19 protein-coding genes are annotated in these 18,695 nt (G+C 73.3%); 9 read left to right on the forward strand and 10 right to left on the reverse strand.

Features of this window, described 5'->3' with window-relative positions:
• The first annotated feature begins 104 nt into the window (after nucleotides 1-104).
• The 3 genes from ACFWTC_RS19430 to ACFWTC_RS19440 all read left to right on the forward strand — a co-directional run bounded on the left by ACFWTC_RS19430 (nucleotide 105) and on the right by ACFWTC_RS19440 (nucleotide 3,231).
• Nucleotides 105-2,039, forward strand: coding sequence for a DEAD/DEAH box helicase (locus tag ACFWTC_RS19430; protein WP_384028213.1), 1,935 nt, complete (start codon nucleotides 105-107; stop codon nucleotides 2,037-2,039).
• Nucleotides 2,040-2,125: 86 nt separating this feature from the next.
• The gene (locus tag ACFWTC_RS19435; RefSeq protein ID WP_383917963.1) at nucleotides 2,126-2,980 is read left to right on the forward strand and encodes an alpha/beta fold hydrolase; all 855 of its coding nucleotides are present in this window, start codon (nucleotides 2,126-2,128) and stop codon (nucleotides 2,978-2,980) included.
• Nucleotides 2,981-3,081: 101 nt separating this feature from the next.
• Nucleotides 3,082-3,231, forward strand: a complete 150-nt coding sequence (locus ACFWTC_RS19440; RefSeq protein WP_383917961.1) for a hypothetical protein — start codon at nucleotides 3,082-3,084, stop codon at nucleotides 3,229-3,231.
• A gap of 156 nt (nucleotides 3,232-3,387) precedes the next feature.
• Here ACFWTC_RS19440 and ACFWTC_RS19445 read toward each other — a convergent pair whose 3' ends face one another.
• The 4 genes from ACFWTC_RS19445 to ACFWTC_RS19460 form a co-directional block, all read right to left on the reverse strand.
• Nucleotides 3,388-3,993, reverse strand: coding sequence for a MarC family protein (locus ACFWTC_RS19445; RefSeq protein ID WP_383917958.1), 606 nt, complete (start codon nucleotides 3,991-3,993; stop codon nucleotides 3,388-3,390).
• 79 nt (nucleotides 3,994-4,072) lie between these two features.
• Nucleotides 4,073-4,936, reverse strand: coding sequence for a PHP domain-containing protein (locus ACFWTC_RS19450; protein WP_383917955.1), 864 nt, complete (start codon nucleotides 4,934-4,936; stop codon nucleotides 4,073-4,075).
• Nucleotides 4,937-5,132: 196 nt separating this feature from the next.
• Nucleotides 5,133-5,777 (reverse strand): DUF6758 family protein, encoded by a 645-nt coding sequence (locus ACFWTC_RS19455; RefSeq protein ID WP_383917952.1) that lies wholly within the window; start codon nucleotides 5,775-5,777, stop codon nucleotides 5,133-5,135.
• Nucleotides 5,778-5,849: 72 nt separating this feature from the next.
• Entirely contained in the window at nucleotides 5,850-6,434 is a 585-nt protein-coding gene (locus ACFWTC_RS19460; RefSeq protein WP_383917949.1) for a suppressor of fused domain protein, read from the reverse strand.
• A gap of 388 nt (nucleotides 6,435-6,822) precedes the next feature.
• On the opposite strand from ACFWTC_RS19460, the gene ACFWTC_RS19465 reads away from it, so the two are divergent.
• Together ACFWTC_RS19465 and ACFWTC_RS19470 are read left to right on the forward strand one after the other, a co-directional pair.
• On the forward strand, nucleotides 6,823-7,947 hold the full coding sequence (locus tag ACFWTC_RS19465) for a magnesium and cobalt transport protein CorA (RefSeq protein ID WP_383917947.1): 1,125 nt from the start codon (nucleotides 6,823-6,825) through the stop codon (nucleotides 7,945-7,947).
• A gap of 51 nt (nucleotides 7,948-7,998) precedes the next feature.
• Nucleotides 7,999-8,514, forward strand: a complete 516-nt coding sequence (locus tag ACFWTC_RS19470) for a hypothetical protein (protein WP_383917944.1) — start codon at nucleotides 7,999-8,001, stop codon at nucleotides 8,512-8,514.
• A gap of 51 nt (nucleotides 8,515-8,565) precedes the next feature.
• Here ACFWTC_RS19470 and ACFWTC_RS19475 read toward each other — a convergent pair whose 3' ends face one another.
• On the reverse strand, nucleotides 8,566-9,390 hold the full coding sequence (locus ACFWTC_RS19475; protein WP_383917975.1) for a hypothetical protein: 825 nt from the start codon (nucleotides 9,388-9,390) through the stop codon (nucleotides 8,566-8,568).
• 213 nt (nucleotides 9,391-9,603) lie between these two features.
• Here ACFWTC_RS19475 and ACFWTC_RS19480 point away from each other — a divergent pair, with 213 nt between their 5' ends.
• The 3 genes from ACFWTC_RS19480 (at nucleotide 9,604) to ACFWTC_RS19490 (ending at nucleotide 12,817) form a co-directional block, all read left to right on the forward strand.
• Entirely contained in the window at nucleotides 9,604-10,875 is a 1,272-nt protein-coding gene (locus ACFWTC_RS19480) for a magnesium transporter MgtE N-terminal domain-containing protein (protein ID WP_383917942.1), read from the forward strand.
• A 226-nt stretch (nucleotides 10,876-11,101) separates the two neighbouring features.
• Nucleotides 11,102-11,608 (forward strand): DUF1003 domain-containing protein, encoded by a 507-nt coding sequence (locus ACFWTC_RS19485; RefSeq protein ID WP_383917972.1) that lies wholly within the window; start codon nucleotides 11,102-11,104, stop codon nucleotides 11,606-11,608.
• Between the two features lie 42 nt (nucleotides 11,609-11,650).
• Nucleotides 11,651-12,817 carry an Mrp/NBP35 family ATP-binding protein gene (locus ACFWTC_RS19490; RefSeq protein ID WP_383917939.1) on the forward strand — a complete coding sequence of 389 codons (1,167 nt, stop codon included), beginning with the start codon at nucleotides 11,651-11,653 and terminating at the stop codon, nucleotides 12,815-12,817.
• A 154-nt stretch (nucleotides 12,818-12,971) separates the two neighbouring features.
• Here the strand turns inward: ACFWTC_RS19490 and ACFWTC_RS19495 are convergent, their stop codons facing one another.
• From ACFWTC_RS19495 to sigE, 5 genes are all read right to left on the reverse strand, one after another.
• Nucleotides 12,972-13,694 (reverse strand): hypothetical protein, encoded by a 723-nt coding sequence (locus ACFWTC_RS19495; RefSeq protein ID WP_384028260.1) that lies wholly within the window; start codon nucleotides 13,692-13,694, stop codon nucleotides 12,972-12,974.
• A gap of 114 nt (nucleotides 13,695-13,808) precedes the next feature.
• Complete coding sequence (locus tag ACFWTC_RS19500) at nucleotides 13,809-14,255, reverse strand: sec-independent translocase (protein WP_383917936.1); 447 nt, start codon at nucleotides 14,253-14,255, stop codon at nucleotides 13,809-13,811.
• A 117-nt stretch (nucleotides 14,256-14,372) separates the two neighbouring features.
• Entirely contained in the window at nucleotides 14,373-15,770 is a 1,398-nt protein-coding gene (locus tag ACFWTC_RS19505; RefSeq protein WP_383917933.1) for a trypsin-like peptidase domain-containing protein, read from the reverse strand.
• A 54-nt stretch (nucleotides 15,771-15,824) separates the two neighbouring features.
• Nucleotides 15,825-16,487 (reverse strand): zf-HC2 domain-containing protein, encoded by a 663-nt coding sequence (locus ACFWTC_RS19510; protein WP_383917930.1) that lies wholly within the window; start codon nucleotides 16,485-16,487, stop codon nucleotides 15,825-15,827.
• Nucleotides 16,484-17,263, reverse strand: a complete 780-nt coding sequence (sigE, locus tag ACFWTC_RS19515; protein ID WP_383917927.1) for an RNA polymerase sigma factor SigE — start codon at nucleotides 17,261-17,263, stop codon at nucleotides 16,484-16,486. Before sigE ends, ACFWTC_RS19510 begins: the two co-directional genes overlap by 4 nt.
• Nucleotides 17,264-17,441: 178 nt before the next feature.
• Here sigE and ACFWTC_RS19520 point away from each other — a divergent pair, with 178 nt between their 5' ends.
• Nucleotides 17,442-18,104, forward strand: coding sequence for an O-methyltransferase (locus tag ACFWTC_RS19520; protein ID WP_383917924.1), 663 nt, complete (start codon nucleotides 17,442-17,444; stop codon nucleotides 18,102-18,104).
• Nucleotides 18,105-18,695: the final 591 nt, after the last annotated feature.

Genomic DNA, 18,695 nt, shown 5'->3' on the forward strand with positions numbered 1-18,695 from the left:
CGCCGCCTCGCGCCGCGTCTCACAGAAGAGGCAGCACCCTGACTACGTTCCGAGACCTCGGGATCCTTCCCGAGACCGCCGAAGCCCTTGAAGCCGTCGGCATCGTGTCCCCCTTCCCGATCCAGGAGATGACCCTCCCCGTCGCCCTTTCCGGCACGGACGTCATCGGCCAGGCCAAGACCGGTACCGGCAAGACGCTCGGTTTCGGCCTTCCCCTGCTGGAGCGGGTCACCGTCCCCGCGGACGTCGAGGCGGGCCGGGCCCGTCCCGACCAGCTCACGGACGCCCCGCAGGCCCTCGTCGTGGTTCCGACCCGCGAGCTCTGCACCCAGGTGACGAACGACCTGCTGACCGCGGGCAAGGTCCGTAACGTCCGCGTCCTCGCCATATACGGCGGCCGCGCGTACGAGCCGCAGGTCGAGGCGCTCAAGAAGGGCGTCGACATCATCGTCGGCACCCCGGGCCGCCTGCTCGACCTCGCCGGGCAGAAGAAGCTCGACCTGTCGCACGTCCGGGCCCTGGTCCTGGACGAGGCCGACGAGATGCTCGACCTGGGCTTCCTGCCCGACGTCGAGCGGATCATGAGCTACCTGCCGCCGAAGCGCCAGACCATGCTGTTCTCGGCGACCATGCCGGGCGCGGTCATCAACCTGGCCCGCCGGTACATGACGCAGCCGACGCACATCCGCGCCGTCTCCGAGGACGGTGAGGGCGCGACCGTCGCCAACACCACGCAGCACGTCTTCCGTGCGCACAACATGGACAAGCCGGAGCTCGTCTCCCGCATCCTGCAGGCCGACGGCCGCGGCCTGGCCATGATCTTCTGCCGCACCAAGCGCACGGCCGCCGACATCGCCGAGCAGCTGGAGAAGCGCGGTTTCGCCTCGGGCGCCGTCCACGGCGACCTGGGCCAGGGTGCGCGCGAGCAGGCCCTGCGCGCGTTCCGCAACGGCAAGGTCGACGTGCTGGTGTGCACCGACGTCGCCGCGCGCGGCATCGACGTCGAGGGCGTGACCCACGTCATCAACTACCAGACGCCGGAGGACGAGAAGACCTTCCTGCACCGTGTGGGCCGCACCGGCCGCGCGGGCAAGAAGGGCATCGCCGTCACCCTGGTCGACTGGGACGACATCCCGCGCTGGCAGCTGATCAACAAGGCGCTGGAGCTGGACTTCCACGACCCGGTCGAGACGTACTCCACGTCTCCGCACCTGTTCGAGGAGATGAACATCCCGGCCGGCACCAAGGGCACCCTGCCGCGCTCCGAGCGCACGCGGGCCGGCCTGAAGGCCGAGAACCTCGAGGACCTGGGCGAGACCGGCGGCCGCGGTGGCCGTGGCGGTCGTGGCGGCGCACCCGCTGCCGCCGCCCCGGTGGCCGAGGAGCGTCCGGCCCGCACCCGTACGCCGCGCCAGCGCCGTCGGACGCGGAGCGGCTCCGAGCTCGGCGCCGAAGCCGAGGCCGTGGCCGTGGCCGCTCCGGTGACTCCGGTGACGGACGCCCCCGAGGTTCCGGCCTCGGACGAGTCGCGCAGGCCGCGCCGCCGCCGCACCCGTGCCTCGGTCCCGGCCGCCGCGTCGGCTCCGGCCGTCGAGGTCGACTCGGTCGCCGTGGCCGCGGTCGTGGCCGCCGCTCCGGTCGCGGTCGCCGTGCTGGAGGCCCCCGTGGCCGTCGCCGCTGCCGTGGCCGAGGAGGCTCCGGTCAAGCCGAAGCGCACCCGGACCCGCAAGGCCGTGGCCGCGGTCGCCGAGGCCGCTGTGGTCGAGGCTCCCGTCGCGGTCGAGGTCGCCGAGGACGCTCCGGTCAAGCCGAAGCGCACCCGCACCCGCAAGGCCGTCGCCCCGGCCGCGGACGCCGTCGTCGCCGAGGCCCCCGCGGTCGCGGCCGAGGAGGCCCCCGCAAAGCCGAAGCGCACCCGGACCCGCAAGGTCGCCGCTCCGGCCGTCGAGGCCGCCGCCCCGGCCGAGGTCGCCGAGGAGGCTCCGGTCAAGCCGAAGCGCACCCGGACCCGCAAGGCCGCTGCCGCCCCCGAGGCGTAAGCACCCGCCGACGGCCCGGTCCCCCGCTCCGGGGGGCCGGGCCGTCGGCGTGTCCGGGTGGGCGACCGGCCAGTAACGTGAGCCGCATGAGCAAGCCCCCGCGCCTCACCCTGCCGCCCGCCGCCCGCGCGCACCGTCTCGTCACGGTCCGCGGTCCCTTCGCCGTGCACGAGGCCGGCGAGCCTGTCCGCGGCACCGCCCTGCTGGTCCCGGGTTTCACGGGCAGCAAGGAGGACTTCGTCGCCCTGCTGGAGCCGCTGGCCGCGGCCGGGTACCGGGTGGTCGCCGTCGACGGGCGCGGGCAGTACGAGACCCCGGGGCCGCGCGAGGAGGACGCGTACGCGCTGGAGGAGCTGGCGCGGGACGTCCTGGCGCAGGTCCGGGCGCTGGGGGCGGGCCGCGTGCACCTGGTCGGCCACTCGCTCGGCGGGCTCGTCTCGCGCGCCGCGGTCCTGCGCGATCCGGCTCCGTTCGCCTCGCTGACCCTGATGAGCAGCGGGCCCGCGGCGATCGGCGAGGCCCAGCGGGGGCGTACGAAGCTGCTGGTGGCGGCGTTGGAGGCGCTGCGCGAGGACATGGACACGGTGTGGGCGGCGATGCGCGCCCAGGATCCGCAGGACGCCGTGCCGGACTCGCCGGAGCTGACGTCCTTCCTGCGTGAGCGATGGCTGGCGACCGTGCCCGAGCAGCTGATCGCCACCGGACGGGCGCTGATCTCCGAGCCTGACCGGGTGGACGAGCTGGCCGGGGTCGCGCTGCCGAAGCTGGTGCTGTCCGGTGTGGTCGACTACGCGTGGCCGGTGCCGCTGATGGACGACATGGCCCGTCGGCTGGGAGCGGCCCGGGTCGTCGTGGAGGGCGCCGAGCACTCTCCCAATGCAGAGAATCCGCAGGTCACAGCCGGTGCACTGGCCTCCTTCTGGGACTCTTGCCCCGGCTAATCCTTAGCGAGTGAAAAAATTTCCTTAGCGTAGGGAATGTTTGCCATCTACACTTCGTTGGAACGTGTGCAAGGAGAAACACCGACGAAGGGAGAAGCCCCATGCGCTTCGAGATTCTGCGCCTGAACGACGTCAACGGATCCGCCGTGGACAGCACCGTCGTGGACGCGGCCTCCGTCAGCCGGATCGTGCAGCACGCCGCCTCTGTCGGCCAGCGCATTCTGATCCGCCCGGCAGGTACGGCGTCCTGACGCCCCGCACACCGCCCATACGTCTTCGCCCCCGCCACCGATACCGGTGCGGGGGCGTTCGTGTGCGTACGGGACGCACGGGCGGTGCGGGAGCGGGCGGGCGCGGGCGGGTGCGGGCCGGGCGGGTGCGGGCCGGGCGGGCGCGGGCCGGGCGGGTCAGGCACCGCGCACGACCTGGAGCACGCCGTTGATGATCTGCTGGACGGCGATCGCGGAGAGCATCATGCCGGCGAGGCGCGTCACGAGCACGACGCCGCCGTCCTTGATGACCCGGATGATCACCAGCGAGTAGCGCATGGTGATCCACAGCACCACGTGCATGGCCACGATCGCGCACCACACGGAGACCCGGCCGCTGACCCCGTCCGCCTTCTGCACGGCCAGGATCACGGAGACGATCGCGCCGGGCCCCGCCAGCAGCGGCATGCCCAGCGGCACGAGGGCGACGTTGACGTCCTTCGTCTGCTTCGGCTCGTCGGTCTTGCCGGTGAGCAGGTCCAGCGCGATCAGCAGGAGCAGCAGGCCGCCCGCGATCATCAGCGCCGGGACCGAGACGTGCAGGTAGTCCAGGATCTGCTGGCCGCAGAGGCCGAAGACGGCGATGACGCCGAAGGCCACGCAGACGGCCTGCCACGCCATGCGGCGCTGCACCTTCGCGGGACGCCCGGAAGTCAGGGCGAGGAAGATCGGCGTGATTCCCGGGGGGTCCATAATCACGAAAAGGGTGAGAAAGAGGGATCCGAAGACGGCGAAATCAAACACAGTGATGCCTTGCAGGAGAGAGCGGTTATGCGAAGAGGAAAAGGGGCGTGACGGGTCGAGCGGCCGGCCGGGGCCGGTCCTACCGGATGCCTCCGCCGGCGCCGGGCACGGGGAAGGCGCCGGTCGCACGGCGCGTGATCTCGCCGTAGATCTCGGGGTCGGTCGTGTACTCGCCGAGGCGGCAGGTCTTGCGGCTGCCGTGGTAGTCGCTCGACCCGGTGATGAGCAGGCCGAGGTCCCCCGCCAGACCGCGCAGACGCGCCCGCGTGGCGGCGTCGTGGTCCATGTGGTCCACCTCGATGCCGTCCAGCCCAGCGGCCGCCAGCTCCGCGATCACGGCCTCGGGCACGCACCGGCCGCGCTTGACGGCGGCGGGGTGCGCGAAGACGGTGACGCCGCCGGCCGCCTTGACCAGGCGGATCGCGTCGAAGGGGTCGAGCTCGTGCTTCCCGGCGTACGCCCGGCCGCCGTCGGCGAGCCAGTCGGGCGTGAAGGCGTCCGAGACGGTCGGTACGACGCCCAGCTCCACGAGCGCGCTCGCGATGTGCGGCCGTCCCACGGAGCCGTCACCGGCGATCCGGGCGACCTGCTCCCAGGTGATGTCGACGCCGAGCGCCCGGAGCTTTCCGACCATGGCCTGCGCGCGGGGGGTCCGGTCGTCCCGGACGAGCTCGCGCTCGCGGGAGAACTCGGTCTCCTCGGGGTCGAAGAGGTAGGCCAGCAGGTGCATCCCGACGCCGTCGAGGCGGCAGGACAGCTCGGCCCCGGTCACCAGGGTCAGGCCGGCGGGCAGGGCCGCGAGGGCCTCGGCGTGTCCGCCGACGGTGTCGTGGTCGGTCAGGGCGACCACGTCCAGACCGGCGCCGGCGGCGTCGCGCACGAGCTCGGCGGGGGTGTCCGTACCGTCGGAGGCCGTGGAGTGGGTGTGCAGGTCGATGCGCACAGCCGGACTCCATGGGTCGTACGGACGGGGGGACACTCCAGGATAACCGGGCGGCGGGCCCCTCCCGGCCGAGACCGGCCGGTGGGGTCAGGACGCCCGGAGGCCAGGACGGGCCCGGGACCAGACCGGCCGGTGGGAGCAGGACAAGCCCGCGGGAGCAGGACCGGCCGGTGGGGTCAGGGCGGCGCGCCGGGGGTCAGGACGGGCCGAGGACGCGCGGGCTCAGGGCGCCGCAGGGCAGCAGTTCCACCTCGGCGCCGGCGTCCCGCAGGTCGGTGAGGACCAGTTCGTCGTACATCAGCAGCCCGGACTGCTCCGGCCACACGATCGCCCAGAGCCACAGCCCGCGCGCCTCGCCCGCGAAGACGGCCCGGTCGTCGGGAGCGCCCTTCACGTGCCACAGCGGGGAGGGGCGGCCCGCCGCGACGACCTTGGCGTGCGGCGGCGCCGACATGTCGATGTGCGCGCCGGGGTCGGGGCCGTCGATCCCCGCGAACCGCGCGCCGAGGCCCACGCCCAGCTCCTCGGCCACCAGCAGCAGCTCGCCGAGGCCGCCGAGCGGCCCGGGGCCGGTACAGGCCACGGCCGTGGCCCGGCCCCCGCTGCGGTCGTCACCGGCGGACGCGACCCCGGTGAACAGCCAGCCCACCGGCAGCGGCCACGGCATCCACACGGGCACGCGCGCCCGGTGCACCACCACGCCCAGGCCCTCGACGCTGGGCGGGATCACCGGCTGCAGGGGGTGGACGGTGCCGTGCACGGCGCACTGCCAGGAGTCGGAGAAGAGACCGGGCGCCCTGACCCGGCCACCGCACTTCGGGCAACTCGGTTCGCCCCTCATAGAAGGCCACGCTCCTCCCCGCCCGGCGCGCCGTCAAGACGCGATCACCCGTCCGGGCGCCCGGACTCCGTCTCAGTCCAGTGCGACCGCCGTACGCAGAGGGTCCCGCAGATCCGTGCCGCGCGCGAGCCACCGCTCCTGAAGTGCCGCCGCGCCGTGCACCCGCTTCCAGGCGGCCTCGTTCGCCGTCATCGGCAGCAGCGGCAGGAAGTGCACCGGGTCCATGGGCTCGTCGAGCTCCAGGTCCTCCACCAGCCCGCCCGGCTCGGCCACCAGGACCGAGCTGAACGGCGCCCCCTCCCAGAGCGGTTCGCCCACGTCCAGCGAGGCTCCGGGGGCCACGACCAGCCCCTCCACCTGCGGGGAGGCGCCCAGCACGGCGAGCGGGCGGAGCAGCTTGTCGGTGGGCGCGAGTCCGGCCCGTACGGTCAGCACCAGCTCGGCGCGCGGCCCCCGTACGGGGTCGGCGACCACGGCGGTCGGGTCGGTCATCGGGTGCGCGGACATCCCGAGGGTCGCGTACCGCACGAGGTCGCCCTCGGCGAAGCGGAGTACCTCGATGCGGTCGGTGCCCAGGAAGGTGACGGCGGCGCGTGCGTCGGGTTCCCCGAACGCGCTGCGCAGCCGGGCTTCGACGAGGGCCAGAATTTCTGCCATGGATCGAGCATAGAACTCGCATGAGCCGGGTAAAGGGCGGGTCTTGACCATCCGTCGGCTGATAGTGTTGACAGTTGTTCGGGGCCGCACGCAGAAGCGTTGTTTCGGTGCCCCGGCGAGGACGTCCCCCACGGGGGACCGGCCGGAGGAGGTGGGGCTGCGGTGCATCGAAGTCGATCGTGCAGTAGTACCAATCGCTCTTCCGCTGCGGTGACGGGCACCTCCCGCCCCCTGTGATCTTCCGATCGGCAGAAGAGCGACGGCAGAACTCCGTCCTCCCGTCCTGCTGACGTCCCCCCGTCCCGGCCTGCCCGCCCGCAGCGGTCGCGCCGCCCCGGAGGGGCCTCCCACCCGTACGGTCCGCGGCCGTGCGCGCGAAGGAGCCACCATGTCGATGCTGCCCTACCTGCGTGCGGCCGTCCGCCCGTCACTGCGCAAGAACGCCCCGGCCCAGTCCGGGTACGACACCACCCGCGACCCGTCCACGAGCAGCGCGGTGGTCGACTGCGCCGTGTACCGCGACGGCCGGCGCGCGGCGCCCGGCCTGGGGGCGGCCTGCCTGACGCCCCGTGAGGCGATGCGCCGGGTCCGCGAGGACGGCGGTTTCGCCTGGATCGGCCTGCACGAGCCGACCGAGGCGGAGTTCGCGGGGATCGCCGCCACGTTCGGGCTGCACCCGCTGGCGGTGGAGGACGCGGTGCACGCGCACCAGCGGCCGAAGCTGGAGCGGTACGACGACACGCTCTTCACCGTCTTCAAGACGATCCACTACGTCGACCACGCCCAACTGACCTCCACCAGCGAGGTCGTGGAGACCGGCGAGGTGATGTGCTTCACGGGCCCCGACTTCGTGATCACCGTCCGGCACGGCGGCCAGGGCTCCCTCAAGGGCCTGCGCCACCGCCTCCAGGGCGACCCCGACCTCTTGTCGAGGGGCCCCTCGTCGGTCCTGCACTCCATCGCCGACCACGTCGTCGACGGGTACGTGGCGGTCGCCGCGGCCGTCCAGGACGACATCGACGAGGTGGAGAGCGCGGTGTTCGCCGCCCCTGCCAAGGGCGCCGCGCGCGGCGGCGACGCGGGCCGCATCTACCAGCTCAAGCGCGAGGTACTGGAGTTCAAGCGGGCGGTCGCCCCGCTGCTGCGCCCGATGGAGCTGCTGAGCGAGCGCCCCATGAGGCTGGTGGACCCGGACATCCAGAAGTACTTCCGGGACGTCGCCGACCACCTGGCGCGGGTGCACGAGCAGGTCGTGGGCTTCGACGAGCTGCTGAACTCGATCCTCCAGGCCAACCTCGCGCAGGCGACGGTCGCCCAGAACGAGGACATGCGCAAGATCACCTCCTGGGCCGCGATCATCGCCGTGCCCACGATGATCTGCGGGGTCTACGGGATGAACTTCGATCACATGCCCGAGCTCCAGTGGAAGTACGGCTATCCGATGGTGATGGCCTCGATCGTCGGGATCTGCTTCACCATCCACCGCGCGCTGCGCCGCCACGGCTGGCTCTAGGGGGCCCGGCGCGCCGCGGGCCGCGCCGGGCCACCCCCTACTCTGGGGCGCATGACTCTCAGCGCACTCGACCTGGCCCTCGTCGAGGAGGCCACCAAGAAGTCCGGCCTCGTCTGGGTCCGCGGCGCCGGCGCCGACCGCGCCCTGTGGCACGCCTGGGTGGACGGGGCGGCGCACGTGCTGGGCGACGGGCCCGGCGAGCAGCCGTTCCCCGGGCTGGCGGACGGCGCGAGCGCCGAGGTGACCGTACGCAGCAAGGACAAGGGCGGCCGGCTGGTGGCCTGGACGGCGACGGTGCGCGAGCTGCCGCCGCGCGGCGAGGAGTGGGCGGCCGCGGTCGCCGAGCTCAAGGGCAAGCGGCTGAACGCGCCCGACTCCGAGGACATGACCGAGCGGTGGGCCCGCGAGTGCCGGCTGCTGCGCCTGGAGCCCGAGTCGGTCCGCGCCGAGCTGCCGACCGGCTCCCTGGCCGCGGCCCCGACGGGCTCCCCGGCGACGACCCGCGGGCCCGTCCCGGCGGCCCTGCCGAAGCTGCTGCTGAAGCGGAAGCGGGCGGCCCGCCGCTAGACAGGGCCCTTCGCGGGACCGGGAGCTCGTGGGGGTGTGCCAGGGGCGGTTTCAGGGGCTCGTGGGGTTCGACCCCTGGCCCGCGCCCTGCCCGGAGCTCTGGCCCGCACCCGTGCTCCTGGAGGGGGCCGGAGCCGTTCCGCCGCCGCCCTGGTCCCTGGTCGTCGGCAGCTGCGACCCGTAGTCCACCGTCTGGTCCGGGGCGGGCGGGTCGAGCGGGAACACCTTGCCCCACTCGGCGAGCTCCACCCGCCCGGCGCCGCCCGCGCGCTCCAGGAGCAGCGGGTACGGGGTCCCCTCCAGGGACACGGCGAGCCTGCCGCCCCTGCCCTTGTCCCCCGTCACCTGGACGGCCCGCGTGTGCCCGACCTTGGTGTAGGAGCCCTTGGCCAGCTTGCCCTGGAGGCCGAGCAGCCCGTCCAGCAGCACGTCCATGTCGGTGAAGCCGCGGAACTGCTTGTACGTGGGGTCGCTCTCCGGCACCTTTACGTACTTGTCGCCGAGCTTTCCGGCGGAGTCGGACTGGCCCCAGAAGGCCGCGCTCGCCTTCAGGTAGAGCTGCTCCCCCACCCGCAGCACCTGGAAGGTGTCCTCCTGCGACTTCACCTCGCCGGAGCCGCCGTCGGACTTCAGCCGCATGTCGAGGGTGAAGGACTTGCCTCCGCTCACCAGCGTGCCGGACAGGTGGACCGAGTCGGCGCCGGTCGCCGCGGCCTTCGCCTTCGCCTCGATCTTGTCGGCGGAGAGCTTGCCGACCCCGTTCGTGCCCTCGTCCGGGTCCTCCCCGCAGCCCGTACCGGTGACGGCGAGGCCCGCGCACAACGCACCGATGAAGGCGGCCCGGCGCAGCCGCGCGGCAGGGAAGTAGGCGGTCACGGGCACGTGCCTCTCGTCGGTCGTCTGCGGCCAGCAGGCAGCGTACCCGGCCGTGGTCCGCCCGCCTCCGGCCCCCCGGGGGGGGACCCCGCCGGCCACCGGCCGGACACCGGCCGGACACCGGCCGGACCGCCCCACCAGGACGCTTTCCCGGGGCACGGGCTAGCCTGAGGGGCGGCAGGACTGTTGATAGACGCTCTAGGAGGCGCTCGGATGGCTGCAGGCGCCCCGCGGATCTTCGTCTCGCATCTGTCGGGTGTGCCCGTCTTCGACCCCAACGGCGACCAGGTCGGCCGCGTCCGCGACCTGGTCGCGATGCTGCGCGTCGGCGGGCGGCCGCCCCGGCTGCTGGGCCTGGTGGTCGAGGTGGTCAGTCGGCGCCGGATCTTCCTGCCGATGACCCGGGTCACGGGCGTGGAGTCCGGACAGGTGATCACCACGGGTGTCGTGAACATGCGGCGCTTCGAGCAGCGGCCCACCGAGCGGCTGATCCTCGGCGAGCTGCTGGACCGGCGGGTGCGCCTGGTCGCGGACGAGGAGGAGGTCACCGTCCTGGACGTGGCCATCCAGCAGCTCCCGGCCCGCCGGGACTGGGAGATCGACAAGATCTTCGTACGGAAGGGCAAGGCGGGCGCGCTGCGCCGGCGCGGCGAGACCCTGACGGTGGAGTGGTCGGCGGTGACGGGCTTCTCGCTGGAGGAGCACGGGCAGGGCGCCGAGAACCTGGTCGCCACCTTCGAGCAGATGCGCGCGGCCGACGTCGCGAACGTCCTGCACCACCTGTCGCCCAAGCGGCGCGCCGAGGTGGCCAACGCCCTCGATGACGACCGGCTCGCGGACGTCATGGAGGAGCTGCCCGAGGACGAGCAGGTGGAGATCCTCGGCAAGCTGAAGGAGGAGCGGGCCGCCGACGTCCTGGAGGCGATGGACCCGGACGACGCGGCCGACCTGCTCTCCGAGCTGCCGGAGGACGACAAGGAGCGGCTGCTGACGCTGATGCGGCCCGACGACGCGGCCGACGTGCGGCGCCTGATGTCGTACGAGGAGCGCACGGCGGGCGGTCTGATGACCACCGAGCCGATCGTGCTGCGGCCGGACGCGACGGTCGCCGACGCGCTGGCCCGGGTGCGCCAGGCGGACCTCTCGCCGGCGCTGGCGGCCCAGGTGTACGTGTGCCGGCCGCCCGACGAGACGCCGACGGGCAAGTACCTGGGCACGGTGCACTTCCAGCGGCTGCTGCGGGACCCGCCGTTCACCCTGGTCAGCTCGATCGTCGACACGGGACTGCCGCCGCTGCGCCCGGACGCCTCGCTGCCGGTGGTGACCAGCTACCTGGCCGCGTACAACATGGTGGCCGTCCCGGTCGTCGACGAGAGCGGCTCGCTGCTGGGCGCGGTGACGGTGGACGACGTACTGGACCACCTGCTGCCGGACGACTGGCGGGAGACGGACTTCCATTCCGAGGAGGCCGTCGGTGGCCACTGAGCGGGGACGCGGGGAGCAGGGGCGCGAGCGGCGCCGGGAGCAGGGCCGGGAGCGGCGCGAGCAGGCGAAGGCGCGCGGGCGCGACCACGGGCTGTCGGACCGGCTGGAGGACGCCGCGGACCGGGTGCGGGAGCGCGCGGAACGGGCCGAGCGGGCCGAGCGCGCGGAACGGGCCGAGCACCGGGCCGAGCGGGCGAAGGCGGCCGCCGCGACGGGGTCGGGCGCGCTGACGCGTCAGCGGGTCCGGCTCGACCAGCCTCGGGCCCCGCGCCGGTCGCTGCTGCCCGAGTACGACCCGGAGGCGTTCGGGCGGCTGTCGGAGCGGGTGGCGCGCTTCCTCGGCACCGGCCGGTTCATCGTCTGGATGACCCTGGTCGTCGTCGTCTGGGTGCTGTGGAACATCTTCGCGCCGGACGACCTCCGGTTCGACCAGTACCCCTTCATCTTCCTGACGCTGATGCTGTCGCTGCAGGCCTCGTACGCCGCTCCGCTGATCCTGCTCGCGCAGAACCGGCAGGACGACCGCGACCGCGTCAATCTGGAGCAGGACCGCAAGCAGAACGAGCGCTCCATCGCCGACACGGAGTACCTGACGAGGGAGATCGCGGCCCTGCGGATGGGTCTGGGCGAGGTCGCCACGCGCGACTGGATCCGCTCGGAATTCCAGGACCTGATCAAGGAGATGGACGAGCGCAGGCTATTCCCCGACGAACGTGACGAAGGCGACCGCTAGCGAGCTTTCCCGAGCCGTGCTACCGAGCCGTACCATCGGGGCATGGCTACCGACACAAGCTCCGCCGACGCCGCCGTTCCGGAACAGGACGCGATCCTGGACGCGCTGGCGACGGTGAACGACCCCGAGATCCACCGGCCGATCACCGAGCTCGGCATGGTCAAATCGGTGGAGATCGGCGACGGCGGCGCGGTCGCGGTCACCGTGTACCTGACGGTGTCGGGCTGCCCCATGCGCGAGACCATCACGAAGAACGTCACCGAGGCCGTGGAGCGGGTCGCCGGGGTCACCTCCGTCGCCGTCACCCTCGACGTGATGAGCGACGAGCAGCGCAAGGACCTGGCGACGACCCTGCGCGGCGGCACCGCCGAGCGCGAGGTCCCGTTCGCCAAGCCGGGATCGCTGACCCGCGTCTACGCGGTCGCGTCCGGCAAGGGCGGCGTCGGCAAGTCCTCGGTCACCGTCAACCTGGCCGCGGCCATGGCCGCCGACGGCCTGAAGGTCGGCGTGGTCGACGCGGACATCTACGGGCACAGCGTGCCGCGGATGCTCGGCGTCGAGGGCCGCCCCACCCAGGTCGAGAACATGATCATGCCGCCGTCGGCGCACGGCGTGAAGGTCATCTCCATCGGCATGTTCACCCCGGGCAACGCGCCGGTGGTGTGGCGCGGCCCGATGCTGCACCGGGCCCTCCAGCAGTTCCTGGCCGACGTGTTCTGGGGCGACCTGGACGTGCTGCTGCTGGACCTGCCCCCGGGCACCGGCGACATCGCGATCTCGGTGGCCCAGCTGGTCCCGAACGCCGAGATCCTCGTGGTCACCACCCCCCAGCAGGCCGCTGCCGAGGTCGCGGAGCGGGCCGGGTCGATCGCCGTGCAGACCCACCAGAAGATCGTCGGCGTCGTCGAGAACATGTCGGGCCTGCCGTGCCCGCACTGCGACGAGATGGTGGACGTCTTCGGCTCGGGCGGCGGCCAGAAGGTCGCCGACGGGCTGACCAAGACGGTCGGCGCGTCGGTGCCCGTGCTGGGTTCGATCCCGATCGACGTCCGGCTGCGCGAGGGCGGCGACGACGGCACTCCCGTGGTGCTGTCCGACCCGGAGTCCCCGGCCGGTGCGGCCCTGCGGGCGATCGCGGGCAAGCTGGGCGGCCGCGCGCGCGGCCTGTCGGGCATGTCCCTGGGCATCACCCCGCGCAACAAGTTCTGAGTCCGGGCGGGCCGAGCCCGTACCGGACGCGCGAAAGGCGCCGCGGGGTTTCCCGCGGTGCCTTTCGCGTGGTGTCCCCGCCCTTCCGGGGCCGGGCCGGGCTCGCGCGGCCCGGCCCAGGGGGCGGTCCGTACGCGCCGGACCGGGCCGGGGGCTATTCGTAGGTGCCGAGGTCCTCGATCGCGGCGAAGCCGATCCCGTACGCGCTCATGCCGCGCCCGAAGGCTCCGAGGTGCACCCCGCTGCCGGTGGAGCCGGCCAGCACCCACCCGAACTCCGACTCGCGGTAGTGGAAGGGCGTCGGCTCCCCGTCGACCGGCAGGGACAGCGTCGACCAGTCCTCGCCGCCGAGGTCGTCCGCGAGCTCCCACGCGGCCTCGGTCTGCTGGTCGAGCCAGTCGCTGCGCAGGGAGTGGTCCATCTGTCCGGGCCAGCTGTACGCCAGCAGTCCCGAGCCGGCCAGCCAGGCCGCCGAGGAGACCGAGGTGGCCTCCAGGACGCCGGTACCGTCGCCGCTGCGGCGCAGCGGGTTGCTCGCGACGGTGATGACCACCGCGAAGCGCTCCTTCTCGCCGGTGGCGATCTTGCCCCGGGCGGACGGCTCGTCGCCGTGGCCCGTCGAGCCGTGCTCCACCGTGCCGTCGGCGGCGGCGGCGGCCTGCATGAGCCAGCGTCGGCCGGCGAAGGCCCCGTCCAGCCCGTACCAGGGGAAGTCGGCGGCGAGGAAGCCCTCCGCCGTCCGGCGGGCCACCGGGACGGGAGGGGCCCCGTCCTGCGGCTGTACGGAGGGGTCCTGCGGGTCCTGCTGGTCCTGCGGTGCGGCGGCGGGGGCTTCGGCGGGCTGCACCCCTACCCGGCTACTGCTCGTCGTCTCCATCTGCGCGGCCTCTCGTTCCGTCGGGTCCATCGGCGGCCCGCCCCCCTCGGGCGTCCTGCGTCCGGACAGATGGAGGATAGCCACCGGACCCCGGTTCGCCGGGCAGGGCGCGGCTCAGGTGGCGTCGGCGTCGAAACGGGAGGGCTGCTCGGCGGCCGGGACGGCGGGCTTCTTCAGCAGGTCCGGGCCGGTGCCCGCGGGCGTGGCGGCCGGGGTCGCGGGGGCCGGCGCGGCGTCGCCCTCGCGGCTGTTGACGGCGTCGGTGACGTCGTTCAGCTCCTTGCGGAGATCGAAGCTGCTGCGGATCTCCCTGAGGTCCTCGTTCTCGCCCAGCTGCTTGCGGATGAAGGTCTTCGGATTCAGGTCCTCGAACTCGAAGTCCTTGAATTCGGGGCCGAGTTCGGAGCGAATGTCCTGCTTCGCGCTGTCCGAGAAGGAGCGGATCTTCCGGATGATGCCCGAAACGTCCTGGATGACCTTGGGCAGCTTGTCGGGGCCGAAAATGAGGATGGCGAGCACCACGATCGTGACAAGTTCGAGTGCGCCTATGTCGTTGAACACCTTGCCGCTCCTCGGCTCTCTTCACTTCGGGCCTGGACACACGGTACCCGGCGTTCTCCGCGGGCCCATACCTGCGTACCGCATCGACGACGGTTTCACCCGGACGTCAGGCGCGCCTCACGAGCCGTTCGACGATCCGAGGACCACTTCCAGGGTGCGCTCGCGGCCCTCGCGGAGCACGGTGAGGGTCAGCGGATCACCCGGGCGGTGGGCCCGGATCTTGATGATGAGCTCGTCACCGCCGCGTACGCGCTGCCCGTCCACCTTGGTGATCACGTCGCCGGCCCGGATCCCGGCGCGGGCGCCGGGCCCGTCGGCGACGACGGACGGCTTGCCGTCGGCGGCCTTGTCCCCGACCCGGGCTCCGTCGCCCTTGTACTGGAGGTCGAGCGTGACCCCGATGACGGGGTGGGTGGCGCGGCCGGTGCGGATCAGCTCCTCGGCGACGCGCTTGCCCTGGTTGATGGGGATGGCGAAGCCCAGGCCGATGGAGCCGCCCTGCCGGTCGGGGTCGTCCTTGTCGGCACCCCGGATCGCGCTGTTGATGCCGACCACGTGGGCCTTGGCGTCGAGAAGGGGGCCGCCGGAGTTCCCGGGGTTGATGGGGGCGTCGGTCTGGAGCGCGTCGACGTAGCTGACGTCGCTGCCGTCGCCCTTGTCGCCGCCCGCGGTGACGGGCCGGCCGGTGGCGCTGATGATCCCGGCGGTGACGGTGTTGGAGAGGTCGAACGGGGCGCCGATGGCCACCACCGGGTCGCCGACCTGGACGTTCTCGGAGTTCCCGAGGCTCAGCGGGCGCAGCCCGCGCACCCCGCTGACCTTGACCACCGCCAGGTCGTACCCGGTGTCCCGGCCCACCAGCTCGGCGCTGACGCTCTCGCCGGTGCTGAAGGTGACGCCTATGTCCTTGGCGTCGCCGACGACGTGGTGGTTGGTCAGGATGTGGCCCTGGGCGTCGAGGACGAATCCCGTGCCGGTCCCGCTCCCGTCGGTGGACCGCACGTGCAGGGTCACCACGCCGGGCAGGGCGGTGGCCGCGATCCCGGCCACGCTCCCGGGCGCCCGGCCCGCGGCCGCGACGCCCGCCTGCGGCAGTTCCAGCCGGGTGCTGCTCCGGCGCTCGGCGACCACGCCGAGGTACCCGCCGATGCCGCCGGCGAGCAGGGCGACCCCCGCGCCGAAGGCCACCAGCTGCCACAGGCCGATCCCGCGGCGCTGGCGGCCCCGGTCCACGACCTGGAGGGGCTGGTCGCCCCAGGGGTCGTACCGCACCACGGGCGCGGCGGCCGCCGCCGGATCGCCGGGGGCCTCGGGCCCGGGCTCCGCAGCGGCCGCCGTACGGTCGGCGGCGGCGTGGGCGCCCGGCTCGGGGCCGGACGCCGCACCGGCGTGCGGACCGGGCTCCGGTCCGGCCTCCGGGCGCGGTGCGGGAACCCCCTCGCGGCGGAGTTCCGCCGTGCCCTCGGGCCGGCTCCACCAGGACGGTGCCGGATCGGTCTGCTGGCTGTCCGCCATGGGCGCTCCCCGCCTGCCTGTGCACATGTGCCGCAGATTCAACCAGGTCCCGGGTCAGCGCAGGAGGGAGACCGGTCGAGCCGATGCCGGCGGGGAGGGGTGGAGCGGCGGGAGCGGCGTCGGCAGGGACGCCAGCAGGCTGGGACCGGGGACGGCGGCGGGCGTGGGACGGCGGTCGCGGACGACCGCGTCGGCCACGGACACGGCCGGTCCGGACCGGGTGGCGGGCGCGGGGGACTCGCCCCGGACGTTCGGGTCCACGGCCTCCAGCGGCAGTGACCCGCCCAGGGCGAGCGCGGCCAGCGAGACGGCTCCTGCGGCCACGAAGGCCAGGCGGCGGCGCGGCCGGCCCACCTCGTGGATGCGGAACCCCTGCTGCTCCGGCCGGGGGGCCGTGGGCAGGGCGTACGCGAACGAGCCGAACGGGTCGGCGCCCGGCGGAGCACCGGGGCCCGCGGGACCGGAGGGGCCCTCGGGGCCGCTGCCCGGCAGGCCCTGGAGCCGCGCGAGCAGCCCCGCGGACAGCGGCGGCGGCGCGCTCTCGACGAACATGGTCTTCAGACGGCGCTGGGCGTCGGCCTCGGCCTTGCACTTGGCGCAGGTGGCCAGGTGGGCCAGGACCCGCTCGCGCGTGTCGTGCTTCAACTCCCCGTCCACCAGGGCGGCGAGGCGGTCGCCCAGGTGCTGTTCCGCGGGGGACGGACTGGCTCCGCTCACTCGGCTCCGCCCTCTCCCCCGGTGGCCGGCGCGCCCACGGCCACGCCGGCCAGCGCGCGCTGCTCGGCGCGGGCCTCGGGAGACCGGTGCTTGAGCGCCTTGCGCAGGTGGGAACGGCCGCGGTGGATGCGGCTGCGCACGGTGCCGAGCTTCACGCCGAGGGTGGCGGCGATCTCCTCGTACGACAGGCCCTCGATGTCACACAGCACCACGGCGGCACGGAACTCCGGCGCGAGGGTGTCCAGCGCCTGCTGGACGTCCGCGTCGAAGTGGGTGTCGTGGAGCACCTGCTGGGGGGACGGCTCGCGGCTCGGCAGACGCTCGGCGGCGTCGTCCCCCAGCGCGTCGAAGCGGATCCGCTGCTTGCGGCGGACCATGTCCAGGAAGAGGTTGGTGGTGATCCGGTGCAGCCAGCCCTCGAAGGTGCCGGGCGTGTAGGTGGACAGCGAGCGGAAGACGCGGACGAAGACCTCCTGCGTCAGGTCCTCGGCGTCGTGCTGGTTGCCGGTCAGACGGTAGGCGAGGCGGTAGACCCGCGCGCTGTGCGTGCTGACGATCTCCTCCCACGAGGGAGGGGTCCACGCCTGCGAGCCCGCATCGGCGGCAAAGGTCGCGGTGGTTGCGGTGTCGGCGGTGTGGAAGGGGTCAGCAATGTCGGTCACGGATTTCGGCTCACCCGCCGACCAGAAGAGGCGCCGGATGACGCCCCCACGATCCACAGGCGCAGCCGCACCTCCCCTGTCGGCTCTGGTGGTGTCCAGTGGATTCCCTACCATAGCCACCCCCTCCGTCAGCTTGGGATAAGCGTTTTTGCATTAACTTTGCACGGGGGCCGGTCCCCGGAACGGTCCGGATCGCCGATCTGCCCGGCGCCGTCCCTTCTGATCCCGTCTCCACCCTTCACAACGCCCGGTCCCATCTGCGGGTTCCCGACCTCAGCGGATACAGTCACCGTTGCGCCAACTATGGGGACAGGAGAGGGTCATTACCGGCAACCGGCAGACGAGCTGGGCGTTCGCCGACGCGTTTGTCGCCGAGGACGACGCTCTGCGATGGGCCCGTGACCGGTCCAGGGAAGTGGGCCTGCGCTCCGTCTCCCCCGGAACCGGGGCTGCGCTGCGCCTGCTCGCCGCCACGGCGGACGCCAAGGCGGTCGCCGAAATCGGTACGGGGACCGGTGTTTCGGGCATCCACCTGCTGCACGGGATGCGCGCCGACGGGGTGCTGACCACGGTCGATCCCGAGGCCGACCGACAGGCCTTCGCCCGTCAGGCCTTCCGCGCCGCCGGTTTCGCGGGCAACCGCGCCCGCTTCATCCCGGGCCGCGCGCTGGACGTGCTCCCCCGCCTCGCCGACGGCGGGTACGACCTCGTGTTCTGCGACGGGGACCCCGCCGAGTCCCTCGACTACCTCGCCGAATCGTTGCGCCTGCTGCGCCCCGGCGGGCTGGTGTGCTTCGAGGGGGTCTTCTCCGACGGCCGTACGGTCGACTCCGCGGCCCAGCCGGTGGAGGTGCTCCGGGTCCGCGAGCTGCTGCGCAGCGTCCGCGAGAGCCCCGCGCTGGAGGCCGCCCTGCTCCCGGTGGGCGACGGCCTGCTGTGCGCCGTGCGGCGCTGAGCCGTCGGCGCCGTACGGCGCGTCAGCGCAGCAGGGCGAAGGTGAGCGCCGAGGGCGGCGCCCGCGAGGAGCTGGGACGGGGTGTGCGCCCGCAGGACGAGCCGGGACCAGCCGATGGCCGCGGCGCCCAGGGCGGCGGGCAGCGCCGCGGGGCCGAAGACGAGAAACAGGATCATGACGGTGCCGGCGGCCACCGACAGGTGGAGGGATATCTGCCAGCCGATCGTGACCAGCAGCGAGGACACCAGGCCGACGAGCATCGCGACGACCAGCGCGAAGACGTCGGCGGGGGCTCCGAGGACGCGCAGCAGGGTGATGCCGGCGACGACGGAGACGAGGCTGAGGGCCATCGGGACGATCCGCTGCCGGCGCACCCGGACGTGCTGGTCGGTGAGCGCGCCGCGCCGGACGCCGAGGGTGATGATCCCGATCGGGACCACGCCGCAGAACAGCGCGGCGAGCAGCCCCCAGCCGAGGCCGGCCGGGGATCCGGTGCTGTGCCAGCCGATCAGCAGGAGCTGGGCGACCACCAGGTTCGCCGGCGCGAGCACGTCGGAGAGGATCCGCGCGGCCTTCTCGCGCGGGGTGCAG

This window comes from Streptomyces sp. NPDC058619 (assembly GCF_042717785.1).
GTDB lineage: Bacteria > Actinomycetota > Actinomycetes > Streptomycetales > Streptomycetaceae > Streptomyces.